Annotated in this window: 12 protein-coding genes; 5 read left to right on the top strand and 7 right to left on the bottom strand. The window is 61.8% G+C overall.

Features of this window, described 5'->3' with window-relative positions; genetic code table 11:
- Both IVA78_RS23455 and IVA78_RS23450 read left to right on the top strand, forming a co-directional pair.
- Positions 1 to 286, top strand: a 286-nt coding sequence (locus IVA78_RS23455; protein ID WP_247468190.1) for a hypothetical protein, incomplete at its 5' end; no start/stop codon positions are given.
- Positions 287 to 1,529: 1,243 nt separating this feature from the next.
- Positions 1,530 to 2,138 (top strand): hypothetical protein, encoded by a 609-nt coding sequence (locus IVA78_RS23450; RefSeq protein WP_247299906.1) that lies wholly within the window; start codon positions 1,530 to 1,532, stop codon positions 2,136 to 2,138.
- A gap of 500 nt (positions 2,139 to 2,638) precedes the next feature.
- Here the strand turns inward: IVA78_RS23450 and IVA78_RS23445 are convergent, their stop codons facing one another.
- From IVA78_RS23445 to IVA78_RS23420, 6 genes are all read right to left on the bottom strand, one after another.
- Complete coding sequence (locus IVA78_RS23445) at positions 2,639 to 5,044, bottom strand: hypothetical protein (protein WP_247299909.1); 2,406 nt, start codon at positions 5,042 to 5,044, stop codon at positions 2,639 to 2,641.
- A 175-nt stretch (positions 5,045 to 5,219) separates the two neighbouring features.
- Positions 5,220 to 6,281, bottom strand: coding sequence for an XRE family transcriptional regulator (locus IVA78_RS23440; protein WP_247299911.1), 1,062 nt, complete (start codon positions 6,279 to 6,281; stop codon positions 5,220 to 5,222).
- Complete coding sequence (locus IVA78_RS23435; RefSeq protein WP_247299914.1) at positions 6,282 to 6,869, bottom strand: hypothetical protein; 588 nt, start codon at positions 6,867 to 6,869, stop codon at positions 6,282 to 6,284.
- A 142-nt stretch (positions 6,870 to 7,011) separates the two neighbouring features.
- A complete protein-coding gene (locus IVA78_RS23430; protein ID WP_247304047.1) occupies positions 7,012 to 7,926 on the bottom strand; it encodes a tyrosine-type recombinase/integrase in 915 nt (304 codons plus the stop codon).
- A 50-nt stretch (positions 7,927 to 7,976) separates the two neighbouring features.
- Positions 7,977 to 8,237, bottom strand: a complete 261-nt coding sequence (locus IVA78_RS23425) for a hypothetical protein (protein ID WP_247299890.1) — start codon at positions 8,235 to 8,237, stop codon at positions 7,977 to 7,979.
- Entirely contained in the window at positions 8,234 to 8,551 is a 318-nt protein-coding gene (locus tag IVA78_RS23420) for a hypothetical protein (RefSeq protein ID WP_247299892.1), read from the bottom strand. Before IVA78_RS23420 ends, IVA78_RS23425 begins: the two co-directional genes overlap by 4 nt.
- 400 nt (positions 8,552 to 8,951) lie before the next feature.
- Between IVA78_RS23420 and IVA78_RS23415 the strand changes: the two genes are divergently transcribed.
- Positions 8,952 to 9,539, top strand: coding sequence for a hypothetical protein (locus tag IVA78_RS23415; protein ID WP_247299893.1), 588 nt, complete (start codon positions 8,952 to 8,954; stop codon positions 9,537 to 9,539).
- Positions 9,540 to 9,563: 24 nt separating this feature from the next.
- Here IVA78_RS23415 and mobQ read toward each other — a convergent pair whose 3' ends face one another.
- The gene (mobQ, locus tag IVA78_RS23410) at positions 9,564 to 10,754 is read right to left on the bottom strand and encodes a MobQ family relaxase (RefSeq protein ID WP_247299895.1); all 1,191 of its coding nucleotides are present in this window, start codon (positions 10,752 to 10,754) and stop codon (positions 9,564 to 9,566) included.
- 241 nt (positions 10,755 to 10,995) lie between these two features.
- Here mobQ and IVA78_RS23405 point away from each other — a divergent pair, with 241 nt between their 5' ends.
- Positions 10,996 to 11,310: a hypothetical protein gene (locus IVA78_RS23405; RefSeq protein WP_247299899.1), complete on the top strand. Its 315-nt coding sequence runs from the start codon at positions 10,996 to 10,998 to the stop codon at positions 11,308 to 11,310.
- 13 nt (positions 11,311 to 11,323) lie between these two features.
- Positions 11,324 to 11,780 (top strand): hypothetical protein (locus IVA78_RS23400; protein ID WP_247468185.1); only part of this gene is annotated, 457 nt, incomplete at its 3' end.

Below are 11,780 nucleotides of genomic sequence, written 5' to 3'. Positions count from 1 at the left end.
TGGCCTCGTCGTGCTGGGCGCCACCGGCGCACAGTTTGCCGGCGTCGCCGCGTCTACCTTCTGGGGTCAGGCGGAACGCGCCCGCCTCGCCGCCGAAGTCGAGCGCCTGCGCGTCGCATTGCCGACGCTCCAGGCGCGGGCCGAGGACTGGCAACGCCGCGCAGGCCGCGTGGTGCTGACGAACTGCCAGTCCGATGACAGGCGCACGCGCCTGTGCGTCCGCATCGACCTGAGCGCGCCGCGGTTCGGCCCGCGTGGCGAGTACGCCGTGCTCGACGGCTACTGAGTGCGCAGCGGGCCGTTCGGAATGACGATCGGGTGCATGAGCCTACCGCATGGATGGCACTCGCCGTGACGGACCCGGTCCGGAATCGGAAGGTGGCCTTGCCCTCGCCCGACCCTGCCTCCCGGCAGCTCTTTGCGACGTTTCCGCTGGCCGCTGACCGCTCCAAGATTGCGCTTTCTGAGATCCTCTGTCCGTGGGCTCGAGTTTTTTGAAGGCACCCCCCCCGGTTCGGCCGCCCTTCGCGATCCAAGCCCGCCAAGCGGCATCCACGATGGTGATGCGGTTGGGATCATTGCGCCGGCCGAGAAGGCGGCGCTCCTCGACGTGGAGAAGCCCGGAACGGGCAGCCGTCCGGATCGCGTTGCGTGCCGTCGAGGCCGACACCCCGGCTCGCGCCGCGATGGCCGACACGCACAGTTCACATGCGCCGCGCGCCCGCACCTCGTCGGCGATGATCCGTAACGCGGCGAGTTCGCCAGTCGTGTGCCGGGCCGCGAGCGCCGGGGGCATTGGACCAGAGGCAGCCAAGGTCCGCCGTCGCTCTAGTGACCGAGCGCGATCCGGCGAGCGCTGATGGCGTTTCGGGGGGAAGATGGACGGTCGGCCCGGCGGGGCGTCGCTCCGCGGCCGGGAGCTAGCAGGCCTTCGCGGCGGCACGGGCGCGGCCGGGATGACCGTCCGCCCCTCGATCAGCGCCGACAGCGCCTCGGCCTCGGCCTCACTCACCTGGCCCGCCCCGAAGGCGCGCCACAGCAGCGCCGCCACCTCGGGCAGCGCGCCCCGGGGCGCAACCTCGACGGCGCGCCTAAGTTCTTCAGCGAACATGTCCCAGCCCTTGCGGGCCACGGCACAGCAGCGAGCATCGCCTTAGCGGGCGACACCCTTCCACAGAACGAGCAAGACCGTTGACGGGATTGGCGTCCCGTCTTGACCCCTAAGGGTGCTCGTGAGACTGTCGGGAGGTGTTTGATCCCCCGCCGGTCTCTATGAGATCGGTCCACGGCCTCTCAGGTTGGCGCCTGAGGGGCCGTTGCTTTTTCTACGTTGCCGTCGTGGCGGTTATCTCCTCGAACCGGCACGAGTCCGGCATTCGCCCACCATCCCCGTACCGACACAGGCAGTCAACACGGCTACGGTAAGCCCTCCCTCGACGGGGGTCTCGAAAGGGCGGTCAGATACCCTTTCGAAAGAGTTATGGACACACCCTCTCGTCCGTCTCATTCCGAGTGACCGAGGGGCTGTCATGAGCGAGGTGTCGAAGGGGGTTTCGTCCCGCATCATGACGTATGCGGAGATCGAGGAAGCATTCTCTCTGAAACCGGCTTCAGCTCGGCAGCTCGTGCGCCGACAGGGCTGGCGTAGGCTCCCCGGTAACGACGGTAGGACCCGGATAGAGATCCCTATCGAAGAGTTTGAGCGGGCTCTCAAGAGAGGTGTCGAAACCCCTCTCGATGAAAGCGAAATCGATGCTGAGCCTCCTGTCGAAGGCCCTCTCGAAAGGACCTTCGTTGCCTTCCTAACCGCCCATATCGAACGGCTCGAGCGGGCTCTCACAGAGGCGCAGCAAGCTCTGTCGCAGGCGGTAGCTGACAGGAGCGCCGAGACTGAGAAATCCGATCACTTAGTCGGGGAGGTCGCCGCTCTCGCTCGGCAACTCGCCCAGGTCGTTGAGGAGGCCGGGGGTCGCGAGCGCGAGCTGCAAGCGCGATTAGCATTGGCCGATGCCGCAGCGGCTCAATCACGGGTAGAGTTGAGTGCTTTGGAGAAGAGAGCCGAAGCGGAGACCGCCCAGGCCCGCGCCGAGCTGGAAGCCTGGAAAGCACGCCCATGGTGGCGTCGGCTCGCCGGCTGAACCGCAGTTGTGCACCAGTCCGGATCTGGGAGGCTGTAAGTTCGTAGATCGTCGTGGGTACGGGTGTCCGTCATGAACGAGAGATCGCGTCGCCCACCACAGGAGCCAGGGCGGCCGGGATCCTACTGCAAGCGGCGTGCGGTCTCTGGTACCGGCAGATCGCGGCGGGCGGCCTCGGGGGCTTCCTGGCGGTCCGTGACCCAGATTATCGCAGCGCGCTCGGCCGCGGTCACAACCCGCCCTGGGCCTGCTGCACGGGCTTCCGAGATCAGGGCCTCCAGGGCCGATCTCAGCTCATCTGTGAAGGCGTCGTCGTTCACCCGGTTTGGACCTTTGGTATTTCGTCTACGCCAACTCGGGGTCATCGCAGAGGATGTTCGAAAACGTACGCTAAGCGCCCATACCTATGCAGATTGACAGCGCGGAGACGAACGTTCTCTCTCCGCCTCGTGTCCCGAGATCTCGCCTGCTTGCTTACCAGCATGAGCCGCTGCTGCACGCTAAGTTTTTAGGAAGCCAAGATCATAAATCATCGGTGCTAGCTTCGATGTCAGCGTCTCGTAGGTTGAGTCAAAGACAGCAAATTCGGTTTCGATTTTGTCTTTCTGTTCCTCGCGTCGACCAAGAGCGGATCGGATCTGATACCATCCAACATCGGGGCGATTGAGTTTGAGGCTTTGACGAACGCTATATACATCGGTGATGGAGAAATACGTTTGCCAAAGGATTTTACCTGCTCGTAAGACTGCGGAAGCCTCAACCGAAAACTTCTTTTTATGTAGGTATTGAACCATAAAATCTGATTCAAATCGGTCAGGTGCATTAACTTCAGCCTCGGTGAACGGAATAAAGTGATTGACCAGACTCCATTGGCGACCATTCCACTCCAATCCGTTCGCGCCAGCCGTCAGATTTTGTGTGCTGAACAACATCCAGACTAAGCAGTCCATCTTAAATTCTTCAGTAAGAGGCTCATCAGGCTGTAAGAACTGATCCCGATCATTGAGCCACGACGGCTTAACTAGACGCCGTACCGCAAACACAACTGCCGATTTCCAGAGATTTTCCTTGGTGACGAAAAAACCGCCTGCGCTACAGTACCCTGATGATAGCAAGGCGGTAAGATTTGCGTGTTGAACATCACCACCGGGCGCAATCATTCCGCCGATCGCTCCGTCTGCCCATTTAGTGCCACGCACATCTTTAATACTAGTCGTTGGCACGAGCGCGCCTTTCAAGGGCAGGGCGTCATCCTTATTAGACCTTGCCCGCTTAATCCAATTGCTCAGAAATCGCTCACTTGGTAGATTATAGAATTGCTTTTCGCCAATTGCTTCGCCTTTTTTATTAAGAACCTCCGCAACTATGTTTGTAATTGGTGTCTTCTTTTTTGCGGAATTATCGGTTTCCCAAATAAGGAAGCCAATAGGGAAATTCCCATTTAGACCATCGAATGCTTTGCTAGGCACCAAGAAACCGCCGAGATAAGATGCATTCCAAAACGACCTGAATGGCTCAAAATTTGGAGCATTTACATATTTCAAGGTACTGAACATAGCCAAGGTAGCGTTTGGTATCTCTTTGGCGATCCGCACTAGAAATTGCACGAATAGTTCGCGCGAAGCGTATCCAAAATCACTGATCGTTTTAGCAATCTGCGTCTTTGAAACGCTTTTTTTGCTCTCTGAATTTTTCCCACGAGAACTTGTGATGTTATCTATGTTTGCAGCTTCTGCATATGGCGGATTGATAAGTATCAGGATCTTTCGACCTTCGGCGATTGCCTGCCGCAGAGCGGGCGGCACTTTGTTGGTGAGGCTATAGTCAATTCTGCCATCAGCCGTAATGTCATCATTGAGATAATCATATTGAAACCGAGTGGCGGAAACGCAGGTTCTAGTAGCTTTCATAACATCGACGTCAGCTTGATCTAATGTACTCATAAAAACGTTTCGCGGGTTGGAATGCTTGGTTTCCAAGTTCCCAACGCCGCAGCACATGTCCCAAACTATGTAGTTCTTCTGCCAGTTCTTCCCAAGAACGTCGGCTAACTTATCGTAGGCTTTATCAACCACGTGGAGTGGAGTATAGAAAGCGCCCTTGAAGCTACGCTCGTCTAGCGGGATTAGGGAGTCGCGACGCTCTAATAAGTAATTGCGATACTCCTCATCTGGTGGGCGGTGATAAATTGACCAGAACTGACGGTAACCCTCACGATTACCTAGTTTATAAAGTTTACCGTCGAGGGAAAATACGGGCGCTTCTCCTTGATGGAGAAGTTCGGCCGGCAAGTTTTCATGAGTCGCCTTGGTTCCGTCATGCATGATGTCGGCGAAAAAGAGAAGGGCATATTTATCTACCGGAGCACCGCCGATTTCCCGACCGATCATCTCGACCCATTTATCGAAAACTTGCTTCAAATTATCTGGCGTGATCGAAATGCGGATAATATCGCCCTTTGTCAGAGCGGCTTTTACAGTACTGATGAATTCATCTTCGTGCGTCGCTATCCTGAACGAGACCATCCTTGTTCCAATGAACGCGGATACTTGGTCGAGCGCCTCCTTCGGGAATTTAGTAGCCGACTTGCCCCATTTTATCGTCTTCTTTTTCAAAAATGGAATAACATCAGCGGTCTTCATCAGAGCCGCCTTCTCAGTATCCATTACTGCCAGGAACGGTGGTAACTCGTCCCCTTTATTCAACCCATCCTGCACATAATGCAGAAGCTGGGTGAACATCTTATAACTTGAGTCCTTGCCGTGATGTTTAGCCTCGAACCACATTTCCTTCGTACGAATATCAATTAGCCCTTTGGTATATTTCTTCAAGCCTAACGCCTGAATGTAAACATCTTTGACGTCTTCCTCGCTGCGGACATCTTGTAGTTTTTTGTACAGAGACATTATGTTCCCGCTGGACCATGCCCGATGCACGGTAGACATCGCCGTTCGCATATGCCGTGGCAAGCGCTGTGGCAGCGTCGTGAATATCCTCACCCATGGGGTTCTCGTAGTCGAGGGCGGCGGAGACAACGCCTACTGGACACGCGTCCTCGTCACGTAGAAGGGGACCCAAAACTCAGTTCGAAACCACGAGGCGTAGGCCCTGGCGCGGGAGATACGCGCGCTCAACGTCGGCTTCGTTCGCAGCCAGAAGGCGCGCCAAGTCAGACAAGCTGTATCCAAGCTCGTTGCAGTGATACTTGATGATATCTCTAAGGCGCCAAGGTTCTTCTACCTGTATTTCGTATGGCTCACCCTCGTTGAAAGATTTATTATACTGAACATTCATGTTTTTGTACTGAGAATCAGTAATTAATTTTAGGTCGTAAGTTCTTTTAATCAAGCTTTTTATAGAGACCTTCCAGTACGCTTTCACTCTACCGAGAGCAGTAATCTTAGGAGATATCAAATATGATTTGATATCCGAGGCAGGCATGAGGAAAGCCGCAGCGAAGCGGTGCGCCTCCTCTTCCATCTTCTGATCGTCGTCAGGCACGGTGTGCATAACGATGTGTCCAAGCTCGTGCGCGAGCGAGAAACGGAAGCGGTCCCCGGCAACATCCTTGTTCATGAAGAAGAGCGGTGGCATGCCCTCCGAACGGAAGCTGATGCCGTCCAGAAGCTTGGTGTGGAAGCTCGTCATGATGACGATGCCGCCCGCCTGCTCAATCGTATCAACCACGCAGGCGACCGGCCCACGCGGCAGCATCCAGTACGCGCGCAGCCGCTCGGCGACCTTCTCTGGCGTGAGGCCGCTCTCGTCCAGGTCGATCTGAGGGATCGGCTTGGCGACTTCCAGGTCGTAGGAGCGCAAGAGCCTCGCCACGTGCTGACGCCGGATGTTGATGACCGCACCGATCCGCGCGAGTGGCTTCGCGCCGAGCTTCGTGCGCTTGCGGTAGTGAAAGGCGGGGAACCCGATCGCGCGCTCGCGCTGATGGAAGAAGGCTGTAGGGAAGCGGAGTGCCTTCGCGAGGTTGCCCAGCACCTCGTCGGAGGGTTGGCCGATCAGGCCGTGTTCGAGCTTCGAGATGAGCGCCTGCGTGACAGACGCCTCTCTCGCCAGATCAGCCTGGGTCATCTCGCGCGCCTCACGCGCGAGTCTCAGCATGTCAGCGTTGAAGACCGCGTCGGTCACTTAGCGTCCTCGTCTCGCACGCGCCGCCTCAAAGTCGGTCCGACCAGTGTCAGGGATCCGCTCCGGCGTGATGTCCACCCACGCAGCCTGGGCTTCCGTAGCGGTGACCTGCGCCGTCCAGATCACGTCCTTGCCGATCTGCCTGACAATCATCACCCGCTCGATCGCGGCCCCGGCGGCATCCATTTGGTAGCCCGCATACAGACGCACGGCCGCCTCGGGCAGATCGAGGAGGGGCATCTCGTCGTCATAATCCTGCTGTTGCAGGGTCTGGTAGTTAGCGTGTTGGCCTAACCCGTTCACCTTCTTGACCCGGATCAGCGCCTGATCCCGGTAGTTGAGCAGGTGAAGCCCCCGGCGATCCAGGAAGTTCACCCCAGGCGTGCCGTCGAAGCGGTCCATCAGCGCTCGTTCGGCGTGGTCGTAGATGCAGCACGCGGCAGCGCGATCACTGTGCTGCGCACGAACCGCATCCGAGTACCCGTCACCGTTGTAGGTGGCGACCGCCTCGTACAAGGCGTCGTGGATGCCGAGCAGCAGGGGCTCGATGATCGCCATCTGGCGCGACTGGTCTTCTTCCACGTCCATAAGGCCCTCTCCATCCGGCAGCACGTCGCGCCCTTGGAAGGATATGGCGGAAAATATAACCGTTTCAATAACCGAGCCGCAACTCCTTGTCGGGCCTTACGCTTTGGACTCCTGGGCGTCCCAGACGAGAGCCCTGGAAGCGCTACAATCCGATCTCGACAGCGAGATTGTCGGCGAACAGGGCCCCCTCACGGACGTACCGGCGCAGGGTGCTGAGCGAGGCGTGACGGGTCTGGTGAGCGATCCGGATCTCGCCAACCCCGGCATGGGCGGCCGAGGTCGCGAACCCCGCCCGCATGGAGTGGCCCGCATAGGCCGCCGCGTCGAGCCCGGCGGCGCCAGCGCGGCGCTGGACGATCAGCGCGACGGCGTTGCCGGACAGCCGCCCGCCGAGGCGGCCGTGACGGTCGACGGCGCGGAACGCCGCCCCCTCGGCGATCCCGGTCGCGGCAAGCCACGCCGTGTAGGCGGCGGCCGGACACGTCGCCTGTCCCGTGCGCCCGACCGCGAGCACCGCGCCGCGACCCTCGGCGTCGGTCTTGCTGCGCCGGATCGTGACCCGCAGGCCCTCGGGCAGGACGGCGATGTCGGCCACGTCGAGGGCGGCCAGCTCGGAGCGCCGCAACGCGGCGGCGGTGCCGACCAGGAGCAGGGCGCGGTCGCGCCGGTCGGCGAGGCCGTCGCCGAGCCCGGCGAGCACCTGCTTCAGGCGCGGCACGGTCAGGGCCTCGGCGCGGCGCTGGGCGGAGCCGCGCTCGCGCCGGAGGCCCGCCAGCACGTCGGCCACGGCCGGGTGGCGCACGTCGAGGCCGAGCCCGGCCCGGCGGTGCCGGGCGGCGAGGCTGCTCACCCGCCGGGCGAGGGTCGCGAGCGACAGCCGGTCGGCGCAGTCGGCGAGGTAGAGCCCGACCACGGCCGGGGCGGCGGGCAGCGGTTCGAGGCCGCGGGCGGCGCACCACCCCGCGAATTCCCGCCAGTCGGCCTCGTAGGCGCGGAGCGTGTTAGCGGCGCGCGCCTGCCGAGCGAGTCCGGCGGCGCGGGCGGCGACCGCTTCCAAGTCGAGCGCGGGGCCGATTGCGGTCTCTGCGACAGGGGTAGGAAGGGTGGTCACGGGGAACCCACGTCGTTGGAGGTTTCGGTCGCCAGCAGGTTCTGGATGAGCGTTCGGTGCGTGTGGTTGATTGAGAGGGTCCAGTCGATCTCGCACAGGAGGCGCTCGGCGCAGGTCCGCGCCTTCGTGCCGGGGTCGAGGCCGTGGAGGAGGTGAACTTGCCGTTCGCGCCGCCGCTCAGTCTCGGCGATCTCCCGATCTGCGTCCGCGAGCGCGTCATCGAGGAGCGATGAGGCCGGGACGGGCGCGACGGTCATCCCTGACCCCTCAGGTCCTGGAGCTGGAGTCGGGCCTCAAGGACAAGGCGTAGTTTCGCGTCGGCGAGATCGAGCAGATCCTGGGCGCTCGCCGGGAGGTCGGGGCGTTCCAGGGCCTCCTTCAGCACCCGCTGTTCCTGACGCAGGCCGTCCAGGGTGCGCATGTCCTCCGACATCAGCCGGTCCTGCTCGGCGGTGTCGGCCCCATCCCGGATTAGGGCGAGGAGCCCAGCAGTCCGCGCGGCCGAGCGCATCTCGATCGCGGCGATCTCCCGGCGCACGTCCCGGAGCATCTGCTCCAACAGCGCCACCATGACCGACTCCGTCTTGACCTCCGATAAGCGTCATTATCACAGCCCAGAAGACGCCACCCCGCGGCTGCCCACACCCTAGGCAGCTCCTTCACGAAACTGTGAATTGCCGCCAATTCGGGCTTTGGCGAGCCGCCAAATTCCATTAGGTTACTTTTAAGAATGTATTCACATGTGGCCAGTGAAGTCCATCGACTTCACTGGGGTGGCGAATGCCCCTCCACATGTGACGGGTCTCTCCCGTCTTTATGATGTCGTTCTTGCTCCTTGTAGCAGTATTTCTCAGCTTTTTCAAGATACTGTCTGCCGGTCCGGCCCACTTATCCAATGGTCTCCGCTCTGTACTTTCGGCAAAGAGCGATATTCATAGACGGCCTCGCAACTGGAAATGCCGGGGCCTCACATGTCCAACTCCAATCAGAACGAAGACCGCAAAGATCAGAATGCCTCCGCTGCGCCGGAAGCTTCAAACCCGCTGCGCCCTCATGATTGTCGATATCTCGTACAGGTCAGGAGAGCCGGTCACCTTTCATGGGAGTGCCGCAAGGAGAATGCCCTTCTTCTGAGTACCGCGACGTACGTTGCGGGCGTCCCCGTTCCGGAAGACGTGCGGATCGAACTCTGGGAATGCGAGATCGAGGATTTCGAGATCGATACCTGGGACCGCGTGCGGCTCCTCAAGCGTGACAACAAGGAAATCACGCCCGAGGACGAACGCGCGTTTGAGCGGATCCGGGTGCGCGTTGACCGGTGTCTGACCTGTCGGTGCAAGGTCCCACCGAACGTCGATGACGGGCCGAATTTCGACCGTACCATCGGCGATCTCATCATCGACGCGCGCGCCAAGAAAGACGCGGAGGCCAAGCCCGCTCCCGTCGTTCCTCAGCCGGCTCCGGCTCCGGTGCCGCCGAACCTCACCCCGAAGGCCGAACAGAAGCGCAAGCCCAAGTCCCGCAAGCCGGTTCGGAACGATGGGTGGGGCAGGGACTAGCGCGCCGGCCCGTGGATCGGCCGCTCAGCGGCCGATCCCACGTCCACGATCTCGCCGCATCACGGCGCGGACCCTCAGTAACTCCTGTTCGATACGATGGCGCTCAATCTCCTCTCGACGCAGGTCGCGCTCACGTGCCGAGGCCTGCTCACCATCTCCCAAAGCCAAGCGCCGCTCAGCTTGTTCGTGCCTCAACGCGCGCTGTCGTTCCTGTGCCTTGATGCGCTCATCGGGAGTCAGGCGCTCCCCTTCGCCGCGTGCCAAGCGACCCACCGACACCGCGAGGTTGGTATCCCGCAGCGAGGCCATGGCACCTTCGCTCAAGCTTTGACGCAGGCGGTCGCCGAGTTGCAACCGAAACTGCGCGGCCTTTCGGAGCAGCGTGCGCAGGGTCGCGGTCAGCGTTTGTCGGCGGGCACGCTCAATCCGGAGCGCGTCTACGGCCTCGCCTTGGTCGGTCTGAATGCCAGCGCGGGTTCGGAGGTGGTGTCCCCGCCCGAGCTTCGGCTCCGGCTTCCGATCAAGCACGAAAACCGCTGCGTCGGCTTCGTCCGCCTTCTCCGTGTCACCGCTGGCGCGCGCATCGGCAGCCTCAGCCTTGGCGTCCTCGCATTGTGCCGCGAGCGAGAGGTGGCTGACCCGCGTCGGCGCTCCGGCACGCTCGAGCGCTTCGTTCAGATGCGAAGCCCACGCTTCACGGAGATGCAACAGGGTGTCTCGAGCGTCGAGAGCTTTTTCCTTGCCTTCGAACCCATCGGGACCGACGCGACGAGTCGAGATCAGCACGTGAGCGTGCGGATTGCCGCCGTCCGGATCGTCTTTTCCCGTCCGTCCGTCGTGGTGCGCGATGTCCGCGACAAGACCGAGCGCGACAATCTCCCGCTCGACGAACGCGCGGACCAGCCGGACGCGATCCTCGACGCTCAGCTCGCGCGGCAACGAGAGTACGGCCTCTTTCGCGAGCCTACTGTCGACCCGGCGTTCGCTCGCCTCCACCATCTGCCAGAGCTTCTGGCGATCCGTGCGAGCCCATGCCGGTGCGCTTGGGGGAGCGAGGAGTTCGCGCGACGAGACGCCCTTGCGCCGCCTGTAGTCGAAGACTTGGCCGCGGCGGGCGCAGACCATCCGGGTGCCGGAGCGATAGGCGGCTGCGGCGACGGCCGAACGCCCGCCGGAGCGGCCGATCACCTTCAGCTCGAAGCGGTACAGCGCCATCCCGTCACCGCGCCCTGTGCGCACATACGTGGTCCAGCGGCCCGACGCTGGCTCGGTTTCAGGGTGAGGAACCCTGACGTCCGGCGCCTAAGCGCCGGACTGGGGGGAAGCCGTCCGGCGGGGCGCAGCCCCTGAGGACCGCGGGTGTCGGACGCAGTCCGAGACGTAACCGCGCCCTTCGGGACTCAACCCTAGCTTTGCCCGCCCCTCGAATGCAACTCTCAAAAAGCGAGCTTCGAACATGGACACGACCGAGACCAAGCCGAAGCGCATCAAGCGCACCCCGGAACAGAGGCTGACGGCGCTTGCCGCTGAGACCGCACGTGTGGAGGCAGAAATCCAAGCCAGGGATGAACGGGAGGCGAAGGTCGTCGGCGCTGTTGTGATCCGATGGGCCTACGACAGCCCTGCCAATGCCAAGCAGCTGGTCTCGATCATCGACAACGACGGTCTTCCGGATGTGGACCTCCGAAGGGTCACCGACCTTCTCGGCCGCCTGCACATCTTCTCCATGAGACAGGATCCTGTTCCGCCCACCGAGACGGAGCACTCGTAGGACCCTGCCGACAATGGACGGCGCGAACTCAACCGACCCCGTCATTGAGTTGCTCGACACGCTCAAGGCAGTCCGCCGCGACGTGGACCGACTCGGGCAGGACATGCAGGGGACGCTCAAGGCCGCACAGGCGGCCGAGATGGCGGCTGCAAAACCTCGTACCCTCACCCTCGACGTGTCGGCCCTCGGGCCGGCCTTCGGAACGCTGTCCGACCGCGTCGCGTCGTTGGACACGACGGTCTCCGCGCTCGGGGCCGACCGACTGCGCAGCGAGGTCGTGGCCGCGCTGCACGACGCGCGCGGTGAGATCGACGCAGCGACGCACGGGGTTCGACAGGCAACGGCTCGGCTGACACTTCGCCTCACCGCAGTTCTGAGCCTCGTCGTGCTGGGCGCCACCGGCGCACAGTTTGCCGGCGTCGCCGCGTCTACCTTCTGGGGTCAGGCGGAACGCGCCCGCCTCGCCGCCG

Origin of the sequence: Bradyrhizobium sp. 137, assembly GCF_023074095.1 — a bacterium.
In the GTDB taxonomy this organism is placed as follows: domain Bacteria; phylum Pseudomonadota; class Alphaproteobacteria; order Rhizobiales; family Xanthobacteraceae; genus Bradyrhizobium.
The sequence above is the reverse complement of the archived record's forward strand: the minus strand, read 5'-3'. Positions and strand labels throughout refer to the sequence as shown.